The following is a 15725-nucleotide window of genomic DNA, read 5'->3' as shown; positions in this document are numbered from 1 at the left end:
AAGGGCTGTCTCACCGGATAAGTTTTCTTGTATCACTATCACAATGTTAACCCTAACTGCAAATGTATGAAACTTTACACATTTAGCTCACGCAGGCTTCCCTGCGCGAGGAGCAGCGCGATGAAAATCATGAGGCTGACATGCCTTCTCCTGCTGACGGCGCTGCTTCAGGTGAGTGCAGCCAGTACCGCCCAGCCGATTACCCTGTCTGAAGATGGCGCCCCCTTGGAAAAGGTGCTCAAGGAGATCAGGCGGCAGAGCGGCTACGATTTCCTTTATAATGCCTCGCTACTGCGAAAGGCGAAGCCGGTGAGCGTGCATGTGCGGAGTGTAAGCCTGCAAGAGGCCCTGCAGCATGCCTTTGCAGGGCAGCCCCTGGGCTACACCATCGAGCATAAAACCGTGGTGGTAAAGGAAGTGGTGAGTGTTCAGCCCGTCAGGGTTACGCCGCCCATAGATGTAAGGGGTAAGGTAGTGGATGAGAAGGGCCAGCCGCTACCGGGCGCCACGGTTCAGGTTAAGGGCACTAGCAAAGGAACAGCCACCGATATAGAAGGGGTATTTGTTCTGCAGAACGTTGCCGATGATGCCGTTCTGGAGATTTCTTTCCTGGGCTATGTCAAGAAGGAGGTGAAAGCCGCTCCTGATCTGGGCAGTATTCAATTAGAGGTGAATACATCCAGTTTGGAGGAGGTGGTGGTAGTGGGCTACGGCACACAGAAGAAAGTGAACCTGACCGGATCTGTCTCTGTGGTTTCGGCCTCTGACTTAGAAGCCAGGCCCGTTGTAAATGCAACCCAAAGCCTGCAGGGCCTGGTACCTGGCCTAAACGTGAACGTTGGAGGCAATACGAAGCCAGGGCAGAGCTATAATCTAAATGTAAGGGGCATGGGCAATATAAGTGGGGGCGATAACCCCTATGTTTTAGTAGATGGGTTGGAAATGTCGCTGGCTGATGTCAACCCCAATGATATTGAATCCATTTCCGTCTTAAAAGATGCATCCGCATCGGCTATCTATGGGTCCCGGGCAGCATATGGTGTTATTCTGGTTACCACCAAGAAAGGAGGTGCAGAAAGGACAACGCTATCTTATTCCAATAATGTAGGTTTCACCACGCCTGTCAAGCTCCCTGATATGGCCAATTCCTTAGAATTTGCCAACTATTTTAACGCAGCCACCTTCAATGCGCTAGGAACAAGACAGTATTCCGAGGAAAAATTGAAGCTGCTGGAACAGTATATTACTAATCCGGCGGGTATGTCCATTTTCCCAGAGGTGAACAGTAACACGTACGCAAACTGGGAAAACAGCTCAAACGGTGTGGCTAACACCAACTGGTTTGCTTTACACTATAAGCCATATGCGGTGAAGCAGAGCCACAACCTGAGCATGAGTGGGGGGAACAAGGCAACCCAGTTCTTTGTGTCAGGCGGCTATTACTCTGAAGGGGGAAATCTGCGCTACGCAGACATTAACTATAAGCGGTATAACTTAAATGCTACCGTAACGTCGCAGCTCTTAAGTTGGGCTAAAATCAAAGCCAACACGAAATACACCCGGTCGATGTATACCAGCCCTTTTGCCGGGTTTGAGAATATGTTCTTTCACAACCTTGCCCGTATGCGGCCAAACGTTTCCCCCTATGATTTAAATGGGAATTGGTCGGAGCAGTCAATGGTTCCTTATCTGCAGTCCGGCTCAGAAACCAAGGAGGATAACACAAACCTGGCCATACTTACCGGGCTAGAGCTGGAGCCGATAGAGGATTGGAAGATCACCCTTGATTTAAACTTAAGGGAATCAACAGCGGAGCAAACAAACCTGAAGCTTCCCGGGACTATTTATGGGATTGATGGGACCCCGATTACCGTTAACAGGTCTGAGTATAACATCCCGTTAAAAGGCAGTTACGGGCGTAACATGCTCAACTCCCGCTATATCTCCCCCAATGTTTACTCTTCCTATAGCCTTACGATAAATGAGAATCACGGTATAGACCTGTTAGTGGGCTTTCAACAGGAGCTCAATGAGTTCAAAAGCCTTTCCGCTACTGCACAGGACCTGATAAGTAACAGCCGCCCCGGCATCTCCCTGGTGACGGGTAACCAGGTAATCAGTGAGTCAAGAACGCACTGGGCAACCAGGGGAGGGTTCGGACGCATATCATACAATTACCGAAGCAAGTACTTACTCGAATTAAACGGCCGCTATGACGGCTCTTCCAGGTTTGCAGCTGATTCCAGATGGGGCTTTTTCCCCTCTGTTTCTGCAGGATATAATCTAGACCAGGAGAGGTTTTTCGCTGAGAACCTTACTTGGTTGAGCCAGCTGAAAATTCGTGGCTCCTATGGTTTCTTGGGTAACCAGTCAGGAGCGGGCCTGTATGCCTATGCAGAGAACATGGGAATAACAGTGCCTGGAATTGGGAGTGGAGGCCGCTGGTTTTATGGCAACGGAAGAGAGGCGTACATAACTGTTCCGGGCACCTTCAATCCCTTTATAACATGGGAGAAGGTGGAAAACGCTAACATAGGTGTAGACTTTGCCTTCTTCAACAATCAACTGGCCGGTAGCTTTGATGTGTATCAGCGCAATACCAGAGACATGTTAGGCCCTTCCCTTGACATCGCGGACCTGTATGGAGCCACCCCGCCGCTGAGCAATAATGCGGACCTGCGTACACGGGGCTGGGAGCTTACCTTAAACTGGCGTGGTCAGATTAGCGATAAGGTTTCCTTTACGCTCGGTGGATTACTGGCTGATAATAAATCTGTGGTAACCAAGTACCAGAACCCGAACAATAATGATCCAAGCAGTTCATGGTATGTAGGAAAAGAGGCCGGTGAGATTTGGGGCTTCCGGTCTCCGGGGCTTGTTCAGAGCGTGGAACAGGCAGATGCCTTTAATCGACTGGACCATTCCTATTTGTCAGCGCAGCCCTGGAAACCGGGGGACGTCCTTTATCAGGATCTGAATGGTGACGGAAAGATAAACCGGGGCGCCAATAGCTTAGGAGACATGGGAGACCTGACGATAATCGGAAACAGTAGCCCTCGTTACTCTTATTCTGTGAACGGCTCGGTTACCTGGAACAGGCTATCCATGAGCATGCTGTGGCAGGGTATAGGCAAGCGGGATTTTGCCCCGGCCATGGGGGATGCATACTTCTGGGGGGCAGGCTCATTAGCGCAGGTAACAGTTTTCAAGCAGCACCTTGATTACTGGAGCCCTGAGAACCCCGGCGCCTATTACCCTAATCCTTACGCATCTCCGGTAGGGTCCATCAATTCTTTTGTAGGAAAGACGCAGCAGGTATCGGATAGGTACTTGCAGGATGCCTCATACCTGCGCCTCAAGAACCTGACCTTGAGTTACAGCCTGCCAGACCAATGGGTCGAAAAGGTGAGAATGAGCAGGGCCAGTGTGTTCCTGTCAGGGGAAAACATGTTAACCTTCACCAGACTGGCCAAGATGTTTGACCCCGAGACGCTTGTAGGCGGAGCGGCACCGGGTAAAATATACCCATTAAACAAAATCTACTCTTTTGGACTCAACATTAGTTTCTAAAGCAGATCAATATGAAATATATAAAACTAATCTGTCTTGCTTTTTGCATGCTTGCCATGGCCTCATGCGAAAAGGACTTTCTTGACCGGGAACCGCTCGATGTTCTTTCAACTTCAGGAGGTTTGGCCACAACTAATGAATTAAGGCTTTATGTCAATCAATTTTACGAGAGTTTTCCCGGTCATCCCGGAGTAACGGGTAACGCGGGCATTGCCTTTTCAGATGCAACCAGTGATAACATGATAATAACGGCTGTTGATAACCGGTTAAATGGCAATTTGGCTCTCAGTAATGCCACCCGCATACAGGAATATAACAGTGTGCGATCGATCAACTACTTTTTAGCCAACTATAAAAATGCAAGCGGGGATCAGGCCGCAAAAGATCAGTATTTGGGCGAGGCTAAGTTTTTCAGGGCCTGGTTTTACTTCAACATGGTGAAAAAGTATGGAGATGTAACATGGGTAAACACGGTCCTGCCGGCTGACAGGGAGATGACCGAACTGAGCAGGGATTCGCGTGTTGTAGTCGTAGACTCCATATTAGCAGACCTCGATCACGCCATCGCCTTATTGCCTGTCATGGGTACGAACGCAGGCATGCGGGTCCATCGGGATGTGGCACTAGCCTTTAAATCCAGGGTTGCCCTTTACGAAGGGACCTGGCAGAAATACCATAGGCAGGATAATGATCCCTTTTGGAGCAGGGAGATCACAGATGATAAAATCAAAAACTACCTGACGCAGGCAAAGTTAGCGGCTGAGGAGGTAATCAACGGTGGCCGCTGGTCTATCTACCAAACCGGCCGGCCGCTGGAAGACTATGGAAACTTATTCACGACGTTGGATTTGTCCTCAAACAACGAAGTCCTGCTGTGGCGAAAGTATGATGCAAATGAAAACATTGGGCATAGCATCAGTAAATACCTTTCAACAGGTGGAGGAGATATCGGTGTGACGCTCTCGCTCGTGGATGATTACCTAACAAGGGACGGAGAGCCGTTTATTGGTCAGGTTCGAACGGAGGCTCAAGCGGAGTATGGCAGGGAGCTACTGCCTGAGCTACGTGACCCACGCCTTTCGCAGACCGTAGCTGTTCCAGGCAAGCCCATCAAGCCCGGTGTCGCTGTTGCTCCTTTTCCGCCGATCAACCAAAGCGGGTTTAACCGGAGTCCAACGGGATACCCGCTCTACAAATACATAGAATATAATAGTGAGTCGGCTACATTCGACGACTTCAAGAGTGCTGTGCCAGCTATATTGTTCCGCTATGCAGAGGTGTTGCTGAATTACGCCGAAGCGCTTGCAGAATTGGGGGAGTCGCCTGACCTGGTTGCCCGTGCACTGGAGCCCCTGCGAGCTCGTGCTGGCATGCCGCCGGTAGACTTTGACAGGGAATATAACAGGCAGGCAGATTACCCTTTCAGGAACCTGGATAAAGTCATTCAGAGTGTGCGTCGTGAGAGACGGGTGGAGTTTGCGGCTGAAGGGATGAGGCTTGATGATATTTTCCGCTGGGCTGCTGCTGATGAGCTGATTGTGGGCAAGAGACCGCTGGGCGCCTTATTCGTCGGAAGCAACATAGCCGATGAAAACACCTCCACGGGCTTTTATAAGGATGCCCTACTGTATTTTGACACCCCCCCTGCAGGGAAATCCACTAACTTTTATCTGACGGGCAATGCGCAGAGTGACTGGCGTTACATTGACCCTTATCAGGAAGTGCTGCCCAATGGGTATGGTTTCAACCTGTCCAGAGATTATCTCTTACCCATTCAAGACAGGATGATTAGCCTGACGGACGGCAAATGGAATCAAAACCCAGGGTGGTAATTTAACGCATCATTTTAGCGAACGTGATCATGAAAAGAGCCAAAATAAATTATATCTCGCTCATACCTCTTCTGTTGCTGCTTTTCGTAGCCGCTTCCTGTGCAAAGGAGGATATGCCGGCAAAGCCGCAACCATCAGCTTTTACAGTTGAGCTTCAAAATAAACTGACGGCTTATCCCGCCTCGGGCGCCACTATTGAGCTTGTTATCAATGCAGGTTCAAACGGTTGGTGGATGGTTGTGCCTGAAGAATCCAAAGCGTGGTGCAAACCTGCCAAGTTTTATGGCTCAGGAAACCAAACCGTATTGGTTACACTGGCGCCCAACACAACTGGAGCAAGCCGGAAAGCGGAGATAACAATTAACCCAACTTTTAATCTTGAACCAGTTAGGTTAACGATAGAGCAGCTTCCCAATTAGTTAAAAGTAAAAAGGAGCAATTATTAAATCATGCGTATAGCCATGACCAAAAACGTACTCTTACTCCTGGCGGCTTTTGTGTGGAGCTTTGCGGCGCTGGCACAGCAGCCGGCCAAACGGCCCAACATCGTCATCATCGTGTCCGACGACCACGCGTTTCAGGCCATCAGCGCCTACGGGGGCAACCTGATGCAGACGCCCAACATCGATCGCATTGCCAAGGAAGGCGCCACCTTCAACAAAGCCTATGTGACCAATTCGATTTGCGGGCCGAGCCGCGCCGTTATCCTGACGGGCAAGTATAGCCACAAGAACGGCTTCAAGGACAACGAGAACTCCCACTTCGACGGCAGTCAGAACAGCTTCATCAAGGAACTGGGCAAAGGCGGCTACCAGACGGCCTGGGTAGGCAAGTGGCACCTGGAGAGCGACCCGCAGGGCTTCGACTACTGGAAAATCCTTCCGGGCCAGGGGCACTACTTCAACCCAGACTTTATCAACATGGACGGAAGCCGCGAGCGCATCGAAGGCTACGTGACCAGCATCACCGAGGACGTGGCCGAGGAGTGGCTCGACAGCCGCGACAAGAGCAAGCCCTTTGCCCTGGTGATTGGCCACAAGGCCACGCATCGCACCTGGATGCCGGACCTGGACGACATGGGCATGTTCGATGACAAAACCTTCCCGCTGCCGGCCAACTTCTACGACAACTATACTAACCGCGAGGCGGCCCGTGTGCAGGACATGACCATCGACAAAACCATGATCATGGGCTATGACCTGAAGATGTACCCGGACTACGATAACCTGAAAGAAGGCAACATCGTGCGCATGAATGCCGAGCAGCGGGCCCGGTTCACGGCCTACTACAAGCCCATTTACGATGACCTGATGGCGCGCAACCTGCAGGGCAAGCAGCTGGTGGAGTGGAAGTACCAGCGCTACATGCGCGATTACCTGGCCACGGCTGCCTCCCTGGACCGCAGTATCGGCCGCACGCTTGATTACCTGGACAAGAATGGCCTGGCCGAGAATACCATCGTGATTTACATGTCGGACCAGGGTTTTTACATGGGCGAGCACGGTTGGTTCGACAAGCGCTTTATGTACGAGGAGTCCTTCCGCACGCCGATGGTGATGCGCTACCCGGGCGTGGTAAAGCCGGGCACCACCTCGGAGCATTTTGTGATGAACCTTGACATTGCCCCGACCATGCTCGATGCCGCTGGGGTGGCCATCCCGAAAGACATGCAGGGCGAGTCGTTCCTGCCGCTGCTGACCAGTAAGAAAGCCAAAGGCCGCGAGGCGATGTATTACCATTACTATGAGAACGGCGAGCACTCCGTTTCACCGCACTTCGGCATTAAGACAGGCCGCTACAAGCTTATCCGCTTCTACAAAAGGGTAGAGGGCTGGGAGCTGTACGACCTGCAGAAGGACCCGAGCGAGATGAACAACCTCTACGGCAAGAAAGGCTACGAGAAAATCACCGCCAAACTCCAAAAGCAGCTGGAGGGCCTGCTCGACAAGTATGAGGACGACGGTGCCAAACAGTTGCTAGCCAAAGAGGGCGGGAATCTGTAAGATTACCCTGAAACTGTAAAGTTTAGCCAGAACAAAAAGTTTATAACCAGCCTGGGCCTTCAGTTCAGGCTGGTTATAAAACAAGTTTGATGGGAAGGCACAGGTTTGATAACCTGCTCATGCTAAATGCCTGGTATACCCCTGAAGAACCCTACTTGGTAGTCACCAGTAGACATCCCTTCCCGGCCCGGCCGAGGCCATGAGGTCGCTGGTTGCCTCCCGCGACGTTACGTACAGGAAGGCAGTGATAGCGGCGAGTGTGTTCTTGAATTTTAGTGCTTAATCGCTGCCTTTCCTCAGAAAGAAAAGCTGAACGGGTCAAGTTTTCCTGGGCGGAATACGCATGCGCCTATTTCCTGTCTGCGCGACCTGAGGTTTCGACCATACCTATAGCTCCGTTCACCAGGTGCTGGCCGGCTGTTATGAAGATGACCAGAACATTTGCTGTGGGGAGATGTACCGCCTCAGGGCAGTCGCCTGCTCTTCCACAGCCTGGCGTTTACCTCAGCCAGGAAGGCCTCGCGGTAGGTGGCGCCCAACGGAAGCGTGGCCTTGTTATCCAGTATGATCTGGTTCCCCTCTACGCCCTTCACAAAGGAAGCTTGCACGATAAAGGACTTGTGCACCCGCACAAAGCTTTCTTTAGGCAGGTAGTCCTCCATCTCCTTCATCGTCAGGTAGGTCATGTGTATGCCCTCCACGGTGTGGATGCGGATGTAATTCTGCATGGCCTCGATGTAGAGGACATCCTTCAGCGCAATGCGGGTGAATGTACCCTTAAAGTTACCCTTGATAAAAAAGCATTCTGCCTGCCACTGCCTGTTGCCGGACGGGGGCAAGTCCTGCAGGCGCTGGACTGCCTTGAGAAAACGCTCATAGATGATGGGTTTGAGCAGGTAGTCTACTGCGTTCTGATCAAACGCCTGCAGGGCGAACTCCTCATAGGCGGTGGTAAATATCACGCGGGAGAAGGGGTTCAGGAGTCCTGCCAGCTCGATGCCGGATAGCTGGGGCATGTCCACATCGACAAAAACCAGCTGCGGGCTGACCCGGCCGGAGCGAATGGTCTGCAGGGCAAGCAAGGGGTTTTCCTCGGACCCCACCAGGGACAGCCCCGGCGTTTGTTCCACGTAGCGTGCCAGTACCTGGATGGCGTGCGCCTCGTCGTCTACGATATAACAGGTTATCATATGGTATTGATTTGAAGGTGAACCGTGTAGTTGCGCTCGTCCTCGTGTATGCCCAGGCAGTGCCCGTCAGGGCCGTAGGTGTTCAGGAGCCTGGTCCGGGCGTTTTCAAGGCCCAGGCGGTGGCCGCTCCGGACATAGGAGGTCCTTTTCTTATTGCGGGTGCAGAAGGAGAGGGTGCCTGCCTCCTGGCGCAGGGTAATGCGGGCCGGGTGGTCCGGGTCTGTCAGGTCCCCGTGGCGGAACATGTTCTCCACGAGGGTGAGCAGGAGCAAGGGGGGCAGGCGGAGTCCCTGCAGCTGGCCTTCTGCCTGCAGGTGCAGGTGGAGGGGATGCTGAAAGCGGAGCTGGTTCAGGGCGATGTACTGCCGGATGTGGTCCAGCTCCCGGGTGAGCTCCGTTTTGCCGTCCTCGTGAACGGTGGCCAGCGCGTGGCGCATGACCTGGGAGAGGAGCAGGATGCCCTCCGAAGCCTTGGGGGAGACGTCCATGACCTGGTTGTAGAGAAAGTTCAGGGTATTGAAGAGAAAGTGGGGGTTGATCTGCGCCTGGAGGTAGGCGTTCTGGGATTTGACCAGATCCTTTTCCAGCTCGGCTTTCTCTTTCTGGATCCGGTACCGCTCCACCTGCAGCCGGCTGATGGTTTTGGTGTTCTCAATCGTGCGCCGCACGAGCCAGTAGGGGGTGCTCAGCATAAAGAAATAAATGCCGCGCCAGAGGTAGCTGAGGATAAACTTCTGCTGGAAAAGCAGGGGCTTGGGCACAGGCCGGAATAGGTTATAGAAGAGCTCCAGTCCGTATTGCAGGATGATGTAAAGCCCCAGTTCCAGGGGCAGGAGCAAAAGCAGGAGCCAGGGGCTGCCCCGCTTGGCGAAGCAGTAGGGGAGTACCACATGCGCATTGACATAGAAGAGGAGAATGTTGAGCAGGTAGAAGCCCAGGTACTCCCACCAATAGACCCGCTGCAGGGTGGAGGTGAAGAAAATGATGGAGACTTCGTAAGCGATAAAGATTGCCCAGGCGAGACCATGTGTCCCTACCCGGCGGAGAGGGATGTGTGCCATCGTTAAGTTTGTTGTCGTGGTAAGGGTGTTGTTCGCTTTCTTTTCTCAATATAGTACTTTTTTTATCTATATAAAACAAGCGTTCATCTAATTTATTTCAGGATAGGTGCAAAAGGATATAGGTTTGCTCCTAAAAAAGCGGCATGAAGAAGAGAAACGAAAAGCTGAAACTGGTAAGCAAGCGCCTGTTCTCCTTCAGAAAAGAAGGCTGGCAGGGAGGGGATCCCTCCTCCACGGATCCCACGACCACCACGGTGACCATCACCACCTCAACCATCATCATGTCGGAGCGGGGCATGAACAGAGCCTCCGTTCCTAAAGGCAGCAGGCACGGCTATGCAGGTAAAGCGATTGGTGGAGTCCCTGGCCGGAGATTCCGTTCCTGAGGAGCTCAAAGAAAAGGGGCTGCTGGAAAAGCTGGAAGCCAGCCTGGCGGGGATGGTGGCTGAGAGCCGCTATGCCCGCCAGCAGCTCCTGCTCAGCGCCGGGCAGGTTCCCGAGTACCTGTACTATGTGGACCGGGGTATGGTGCGCGGCTACTATTACGATGACTCTTCCGGCCGCGCCATTACCCTGTTTTTATGGCGGGAGGATTCCTGGGCCGTGCCCGTCACCTCCTTCTTTCTGCGGCAGCCCTCAGATGTATACCTGGAAGTAAATCCGGAGAGCGCGCTGCTGTCCCTTTCCTACCGGCAGGTCACGGAGCTGGTGAGGCAGGTGCCGGGCGTAGAGCCCCTGCTCCGGGGGCTGCTTTTGCACTACTGCGCCTTTCACCAGAAAAGAACAAAGGATTTGCTCACGCGCTCCGCCTGGGAGCGCTACCAGGACCTGCAGCAGACCCATCCCCGGATCGGGCAGCACGCCTCCCGGGAGGTGATCGCCTCTTACCTGGGCGTGACACCGCAGTCGCTCAGCCGGCTGATCCGGGAAAACAGGCGTGCTTAGCTTTTCACTCCTTGAACCTATGTTCCGTCTTTTCGGAACATACCTTTCCGCTCTTCCTAACATAAGGTAACAGGTGATGCGCAGCCAGTCGGCTACCTTTACAGCATACGCTTAAGGGGTAGCCATGTGGGGGAGAACTCCCTGTCGTGTCATCCCTGATTTCCTTCAAGCAGGTTTCAAGAAAGGAAGCGCCATGAAGAAAACAACGGCACATCTGATGGGAGTAAGGCTGGCCCTGATCACGCTGTGGGTCTATGCGGCCGTGAGCAAATGGCAGGAGCCGGAGGTCTTCGCCGCGCAGCTCCTGCTCCAGCCCTTGCCCGAATGGCTGACGGTTCATCTGGTGTGGGCGCTGCCCGGTATAGAGCTGGTGGCGGCAACTTGCCTGGTGGTCCGGCGCTATCTGCTGGCGGGGCTCTGGCTTTCGCTGGGTCTCCTGCTGCTCTTTACCGGTTATGTGGGCCTGGCCGTGTTTGGCTTTTGGGAAGCGTTGCCCTGCGCCTGCGGCGGGGTGCTGAGCGAGCTGAGCTGGCGGGAGCACCTGGTATTTAACCTGCTGTTCACTGTCCTGGCGGTATATGGTTTATTTCTGTTTGTGAAGATAAAGCGAGGGGGCGGGTTCGGGAGAGCGCCTTCTTCAGGTGGGGCGGCCTACCCAAGTGACCGCAGATAAGTATTTGTTAAACCTTTTTCATTTTTCAAGCATGAAAAGACTTAAAGTAAATTTCCTCGCACTGGCCGCTGTATTGGTGGCCGCCGGCACCATGGCCTTCAGCGCGCCTGCCGCGCTCGACTCCGGCTGGTACCTGGTGGAAGGCGACGCCATCGGCAGCCCTGCAGCAGGGCCAAGTGGTGATTGCAAAACCACTAATACGATAGAGTTGTGCATGGTGCAGCTGCAGCTGAATGCCAACGAGCCGATCCCGGAGACGGTGTCTGAGGCAGAGGCCAACGGGCAGGTGATCAGAAAGGCACACCGGCAGTTCTAATACGATGCTCGGCGAGTAGGGACAGGTACCGGGGGGAATAACCCCTTCGGTACCTGTCTTTTTTATGGACAGGTGGGAGAAAGGGGAAAAGGCGCCCCGGCAAAACCTGGACGCCTTTCATTTAACCAAAACTCACCTTAAACACTTAGTTGGTACAGGCGGTGGGGAAGGGAGAGGAGCATGGCGCTCCCCTCCCCGAGCAACACAAACAGGAAACACACAGGGTATGGTAGAAAGGAAATCCCAGATGAAAGCCCATGAGTTCAGGGTGCTTCCCTTTTTGTAGTTGAGGGTGTATTCAGGCCGCAGCGCAGCCAGGCCTCATAGACCCGTTCATCCGGGGTGTACCCGATCGGCTGGTTGAGCAGCTGCCGGTCCGGACTCAGGAGCACGTAGAGGGGCTGGGTCACCTGCCCGAAGTTGAGGGCCTGGAAAGCAGACCATTTCTCGCCCACCGTGCGCACCTCCCGCAAGGTGCCCCCCAGATCGGTATAAGTGAAGCGCTCAATGAGGGGCAAGGACTGGCGGTCGTCCACGTAGAGTGATACCAGGATCACCTCCTCCCGGAGCAGCCTGGATACGGCCGGCGCTGTCCAAACCTGCTCTTCCATTTTACGGCAGTTCACGCAGGCATGACCGGTGAAGTCCAGCAGGAGGGGCTTTTGCTCCTCTCTGGCCAGTCGCATGGCCGTCTCCAGGTCGTTCACCACCTTAGGTTGAACAGGGTTCTCAGCGTTAATTTGGGATTCTGCCCGGCTATAGAGGCTGTAGCCCCAGGGCGGAGGGAAGCCGCTCACCAGGCGCAGGCTGCCCTGGGGTGAGTTGGCCAGTCCCGAAGCCAGGTAAAGCCCAAAAATTAAGGTCAGCAGCCCCGCCACCTGCCGTCCCCGGCCGATGGCCTGGCCGCGTGGCTCATCGGGAAATCGCAGGATGCCGAGCAGGTACAGCCCCAGCCCCACGGCCAGCAGGAGCCAGAGGCCGATGAAGACCTCCCGTTTGAGCAGCCCCCACTGGGCCACCAAGTCCGCGTTGCTCAGGAATTTGAGCGCCAGGGCCAGCTCGACGAAAGCCAGCGCCCGCTTCATGGTGCGCAGCCAGCCCCCGCTGCGGGGGAGGTGCTGAAGCCAGTGCGGGAAGAAGGCCAGCAGGGCAAAGGGCAGGGCCAGGGCCAGCCCAAAGCCTCCCATGCCCGCTGTGAGTTGCCAGGCCCCGCCGGCTGCTGTGAGGGAGCCAACGAGCAGCGTGCCCAGGATAGGGCCGGTGCAGGAAAAGGACACGAGCACCAGGGTGAGGGCCAGAAAGAAGATGCCTCCCACGCTGCCCAGACCTGCTTGGGCATCTGCCCTGTTGGTCAGCCTTCCCGGTAAAGTCAGTTCGAACACACCGAAAAAAGAAAGGGCAAAGCCTACAAAAACGGCAAAAAAGAGCAGGTTGACCCAGACATTGGTCGAGAGGCTGTTGAGCAATCCGGGGTTTACGCTGTCGAGCAGGTGGAACGGCAGGCTGCAGGCCAGGTAGATGCCAAGGATGCCCAGACCGAACAGGCCTCCGTGGCGCAGGGCCTGGCGCCTGCTGCCTGCCCCCTTGCTGAAGTAGGTAACCGTCAGCGGCACCATGGGAAATACGCAGGGCGTGAGCAGGGCCAGCAGCCCTCCCAGGAAGCCCAGCAGGAAAACAGTGGGGAGGGAACCGTCATGGGCGGCTTCCGTTCCGCAGGCGGCGGCACGAGCCAGATCCAAGGATGCCAGCTTCAAGCTGCCGGAGAGGTTGGCGCTAAGCTCCTCTCCCCCGGGCAGGGAGACACGCAACTCTTCCCGCAGAGGAAGGAATGCCTCCCGGCTGGCGGCAAAGCCGGTGAGGGTGAGCGTAAGGGAGGCCGGTACAGGGCCCTGGACGCAGAGGCGCTGCTCCAGGGCGATGGTGTCCCGGTAGACCGGCACCCATTTGTTATCAAAGTGCGCCTCCTGTTGACGGGTAGGCGTGAGCAGGGGTACCGGGTCCTCCAGCGTCAGAAAGGGATCATCCGCTTCCAAACGCAGGCCATCCAGCCCCAGTTCCGGGTCCGCTGCCGCATATACGTGCCAGCCCGGTTGGAGGCTTCCCTGCAGAGTTAAGGTGTAAGTGTTGTCCGCCTCCAGCCTGGCCGAGATCTGCCAGCGCACCGGGCTTTGGGCAGAGGCGGTGACCAGGCTGAGGCAGCAAAGCAGCGTCAGCGCTATCAACCGGCGCAGGAGCGGGAACCGTGGTGTCGCCATCCAACTTCTCATCTTTCCAACGGTATAGTGAACGCGACGGTCTGCGGCGGGAGGCAGCGCGTGTCGTCACAGGCCATGAACTCCACGATGCCTGACAGGGCGGTGGTGACGTTGCTGCGCAGACGCACCTGCTGCTCAAAGGTGACCGTGTGGCGGTAGTAATACACTTCCACGCCAAAAGTACTGTCCTGCTTCCGGTGGCGCGTGCCTATCTCCCTGATGCTGCCCTGCGGCAAGATCAGGGGATTGGGGTGAAAGGCAATGGTCGTGGGGAGTGGCCCACCTTCCGGGGTATCCTGCGAGTAGATGGACCAGGGGCGCTCCATGGTTGCGGTCAGCAGCACCTTATAGGTTTGAGGCGACACCTGCTCGGCCTGGAAGGTCCACGTGACGGGCGGCAGGTCCTGTGCCTGGCCGCCCCACGGAAGGAGCAGCCAGCACAGGAGGAAGAAACTACATTTTATAGAAGACATAATCGTTGGGTTAAGATTAACGGGGATTCTGGGGCAGACCGCTGGCCTGTACAACGTTGTCGGGGATGGGCCACACGTAGCGCGGGTCGTTGGGCGGCAGCTCGTAGCGCCTGCCCTCGATTACGCGTACCAGGGTTTTGGCAAAGCGCGGATCTTTGTTGAGGCGGCGCAGGTCCTGCCAGCGCACTCCCCGGAAGAGCAGCTCCTTCCGGCGCTCCTCCAGGATGCGTCCGAGCACGTCCGGGGTATTGTCGGTGGTAAGAGGGGCAAAGGAGCCTGCCACATAGCGGCGCTCCAGCAACCGGTTGAGGGTGTGCAGGGCCTCTTCGGGCTGATCCAGCCGGGCCAGGCACTCGGCTTTGGTCAGGTACAGCTCCCCGGTGGTGAGGGCCGTGGATAAATGGGCGGCTCCCTCAAAGGACCCTTTGAAGGTGAGCTTGTCCCCTTCGTAATAAAAGAAGGCCTTGCGGCGCAGATCCAGCGTGTCGTAGGTCCGGTACAGCAGGGAGTCTACCTGTACCCGCCCGGCATAGAGGATTTCCAGGGCGAACTGACTGCTGTAAAAGACGATTTCCGGGTTTCCCTCTCCATCGGGGGGGAAGGGAAAGGGGGCGCTGGTGTCCAGTGCGTTGTAATCGATTAAATCACCGGAAAGCTGCAGGGCACCCTCCGTGGCGTCCAGGGCCTGCGCAAAGTCCCCTAATTGCAGGTAGGCGCGGGCCAGCACCTGGCGGGCAGCTGCCTTGCCGGGGCGGTGCGGCACGATGGGGTGGTCGGGCAGGAGGGCTTCGGCGGCTTGGAGATCCTCGAGTATCTGGCGGTAGGTTTCTGCGACGGACTGGCGCGTTGGCACAGCCTCCACGTCAGGCGAGAGGCGGAGCGGAATACCCGGGTCCTGCGCTGCGGTGGCCGCATCGTAGGGCTTGGCAAAGAGCTGCGCGAGCTGGAAGAAGGCCCAGCCGCGGTGGAAGAGGGCCATCCCCCTGGCCTGGTTCCAGGCCTCCTGCTGCGCGGGAGGCGGCTGAAGTTTGCTGAGTCCCTCCAGCGCGGTGTTGGCGTAGAGGATGCGCCGGTAGGCGTAATCCCAGTCGTTCACCGGACGGCCTTCGTAAACCTCCCGGGCCCAGAGGTAACCGTTCTTCTCCTCCGGCCGGGGCAGCAGCTGCCAGGTAGCCGAGGAGACATAATAGTCATCGGAGCCGAATTCCGCGAGGGCATGGGAGGTGCCTGTGTACATGACGGCCCCATGGTCCAGCAGGGCCTGCAGGTCTTCCAGGGTGGAGGGCACCACCAGGGTCTTGTCAGGTTTGAGTTCGAGGAACTCCTTTTCGCAGGAAGGCAGCACCGCCAGCGATAGGAGGCAGAGGGCCCAGACATATAAGTAGATAGGTTTCATAGAACAAAAGT

At 55.6% G+C, this 15725-nt stretch carries 13 protein-coding genes; 8 read left to right on the top strand and 5 right to left on the bottom strand.

What is annotated here, in order from left to right:
• Positions 1–129 precede the first annotated feature (129 nt).
• Genes C8N40_RS17320 through C8N40_RS17305 form a run of 4 tightly spaced genes read left to right on the top strand, consistent with a single transcriptional unit; the run spans position 130 to position 7405 of the window.
• Entirely contained in the window at positions 130–3570 is a 3441-nt protein-coding gene (locus C8N40_RS17320; RefSeq protein ID WP_211318133.1) for a TonB-dependent receptor, read from the top strand.
• Between the two features lie 11 nt (positions 3571–3581).
• Positions 3582–5402: a RagB/SusD family nutrient uptake outer membrane protein gene (locus tag C8N40_RS17315; RefSeq protein WP_108213069.1), complete on the top strand. Its 1821-nt coding sequence runs from the start codon at positions 3582–3584 to the stop codon at positions 5400–5402.
• A 29-nt stretch (positions 5403–5431) separates the two neighbouring features.
• Positions 5432–5821, top strand: a complete 390-nt coding sequence (locus C8N40_RS17310) for a BACON domain-containing protein (protein ID WP_108213068.1) — start codon at positions 5432–5434, stop codon at positions 5819–5821.
• A gap of 42 nt (positions 5822–5863) precedes the next feature.
• Positions 5864–7405 (top strand): sulfatase family protein, encoded by a 1542-nt coding sequence (locus C8N40_RS17305; protein WP_108213067.1) that lies wholly within the window; start codon positions 5864–5866, stop codon positions 7403–7405.
• Positions 7406–7869: 464 nt separating this feature from the next.
• Here the strand turns inward: C8N40_RS17305 and C8N40_RS17300 are convergent, their stop codons facing one another.
• A complete protein-coding gene (locus tag C8N40_RS17300; protein WP_108213066.1) occupies positions 7870–8595 on the bottom strand; it encodes a LytR/AlgR family response regulator transcription factor in 726 nt (241 codons plus the stop codon).
• Complete coding sequence (locus C8N40_RS17295; RefSeq protein ID WP_108213065.1) at positions 8592–9656, bottom strand: sensor histidine kinase; 1065 nt, start codon at positions 9654–9656, stop codon at positions 8592–8594. The genes C8N40_RS17300 and C8N40_RS17295 overlap by 4 nt, the downstream gene beginning before the upstream one ends.
• 143 nt (positions 9657–9799) lie before the next feature.
• Between C8N40_RS17295 and C8N40_RS22470 the strand changes: the two genes are divergently transcribed.
• From C8N40_RS22470 to C8N40_RS17280, 4 genes are all read left to right on the top strand, one after another.
• Complete coding sequence (locus C8N40_RS22470; RefSeq protein WP_146173590.1) at positions 9800–10042, top strand: hypothetical protein; 243 nt, start codon at positions 9800–9802, stop codon at positions 10040–10042.
• Complete coding sequence (locus tag C8N40_RS17290) at positions 9993–10601, top strand: Crp/Fnr family transcriptional regulator (protein ID WP_108213064.1); 609 nt, start codon at positions 9993–9995, stop codon at positions 10599–10601. The genes C8N40_RS22470 and C8N40_RS17290 overlap by 50 nt, the downstream gene beginning before the upstream one ends.
• A gap of 193 nt (positions 10602–10794) precedes the next feature.
• Entirely contained in the window at positions 10795–11274 is a 480-nt protein-coding gene (locus tag C8N40_RS17285; RefSeq protein WP_108213063.1) for a MauE/DoxX family redox-associated membrane protein, read from the top strand.
• Positions 11275–11305: 31 nt separating this feature from the next.
• A complete protein-coding gene (locus C8N40_RS17280; RefSeq protein WP_108213062.1) occupies positions 11306–11590 on the top strand; it encodes a hypothetical protein in 285 nt (94 codons plus the stop codon).
• A 263-nt stretch (positions 11591–11853) separates the two neighbouring features.
• Here C8N40_RS17280 and C8N40_RS17275 read toward each other — a convergent pair whose 3' ends face one another.
• Genes C8N40_RS17275 through C8N40_RS17265 form a run of 3 tightly spaced genes read right to left on the bottom strand, consistent with a single transcriptional unit; the run spans position 11854 to position 15714 of the window.
• Positions 11854–13857, bottom strand: coding sequence for a protein-disulfide reductase DsbD family protein (locus C8N40_RS17275; RefSeq protein WP_146173589.1), 2004 nt, complete (start codon positions 13855–13857; stop codon positions 11854–11856).
• A complete protein-coding gene (locus C8N40_RS17270) occupies positions 13854–14318 on the bottom strand; it encodes a protein-disulfide reductase DsbD domain-containing protein (RefSeq protein WP_108213060.1) in 465 nt (154 codons plus the stop codon). The genes C8N40_RS17275 and C8N40_RS17270 overlap by 4 nt, the downstream gene beginning before the upstream one ends.
• Before the next feature lie 16 nt (positions 14319–14334).
• Positions 14335–15714 (bottom strand): RagB/SusD family nutrient uptake outer membrane protein, encoded by a 1380-nt coding sequence (locus tag C8N40_RS17265; protein ID WP_108213059.1) that lies wholly within the window; start codon positions 15712–15714, stop codon positions 14335–14337.
• Positions 15715–15725: the final 11 nt, after the last annotated feature.

It is taken from the genome of Pontibacter mucosus, from assembly GCF_003054055.1.
Classification (GTDB): domain Bacteria; phylum Bacteroidota; class Bacteroidia; order Cytophagales; family Hymenobacteraceae; genus Pontibacter; species Pontibacter mucosus.
This window is presented reverse-complemented; position numbering and strand designations above follow the sequence as displayed.